1 protein-coding gene and 1 pseudogene are annotated in these 1,145 nt (G+C 78.3%); both read left to right on the top strand.

The features are described from left to right. Nucleotides 1–282, top strand: a pseudogene (locus ACFV0Q_RS41915) (type VII secretion-associated serine protease mycosin); the annotation flags it as partial. A gap of 2 nt (nt 283–284) precedes the next feature. Then, complete coding sequence (locus ACFV0Q_RS41910; protein ID WP_385013381.1) at nt 285–1,025, top strand: SseB family protein; 741 nt, start codon at nt 285–287, stop codon at nt 1,023–1,025. The last annotated feature ends 120 nt before the right edge of the window (nt 1,026–1,145 follow it).

Genomic DNA, 1,145 nt, shown 5'->3' with positions numbered 1-1,145 from the left:
GACGGCCCCGCGGGCGGCCGCGACGACGCCCGCGGCCACGGCACCGTGGACCCGGTCGCCGCGCTCCAGGCCGCCGACCGGCTGCGCCCCGAGGCGCAGGCCCCGGCGCCCGTCGCGGCCGGCCGGGCGTACTTCGGCCCGGGCCCCGACCCCGTCCGGCCGCCCGAGCGGCGGCCCTGGGCGGGCGCGGGCACCGCCGCCGCCGGGGGAGCGGTGCTGCTGGTGCTGGCCGCCGTACTGGCCCGGCGTCCGCGCGCCGCACGGCGGGATAGGGTCGGGTAACTGTGGCCACCAAGAACATTCCCGACCCCGGTTTCTCCGACGACGACGGCACCGCCGATCCCCGGCTGAGCGCGGCCCTGGCCGCCTGGGCCGCCGACCGCGCCGCCGAGCCGCAGCTGCTGGCGGCCCTCAAGGACGCCCGGCTGCTGGTGCCCGTCGTGGCGATGCTCGGCGAGGTCGAGACCGACCCCGAGACCGGCCTCAAGCGCGAGAAGACCAGCGACATGGCCGTCCCCACCCTGACGGCGGGGGACCGGCGGGCGCTGCCCGCCTTCACCTCGATCGCCTCGCTGGCGCTCTGGGACCCGGCCGCCCGCCCGGTGGCCGTCCCGCTGCACCAGGCCCTCGCCGCCGCCGCGCACGAGAAGGCCGACACGATCGTCCTCGACCTGGCCGGCCCCGTCCCCTACCAGCTGACGGGCTCCGCCCTGCTCGCCCTCGCCGAGGGCCGTACGGACGCCGACCCGCTGGCCGACCCCGCCGTACGGGAAGCCGTACGGGCGGTCGTGTCCGCCGAGCCCGCCGTGCTCCGCGCCCACCTGGTGCCGGGGGGCTCCGACGCCGACGGCACCCTCGTGGTGGTGCTCGCCCCCGACACCGAGCCCGCCACCGCCGCCCGCCGGGTCGCGGGCGCCCTCGCCGCCGACGAGACCCTGCGCGGCCGGCTCGTACGCGGGCTGGACCTGGCGCTGCTCCCGGCCGCTGCCCCGGTCCCGCCGGGGGAGCCGCTCTTCACGCGCTGAGGCCCGTACGCATGCGAAAGGGGCGCCCCCCCCCCGGTCGGCGGGCGCCCCAGTCTCTTATACACATATCGAGCCCACCACACCCCAACCCAACGAGTATGGCGTCGTAGGGTTTTAAAA

The organism is Streptomyces sp. NPDC059564 (assembly GCF_042735575.1).
Lineage (GTDB): Bacteria > Actinomycetota > Actinomycetes > Streptomycetales > Streptomycetaceae > Streptomyces.
Note: the sequence above shows the minus strand (reverse complement) of the source record. Positions and strands in the feature narration are given on the sequence as shown.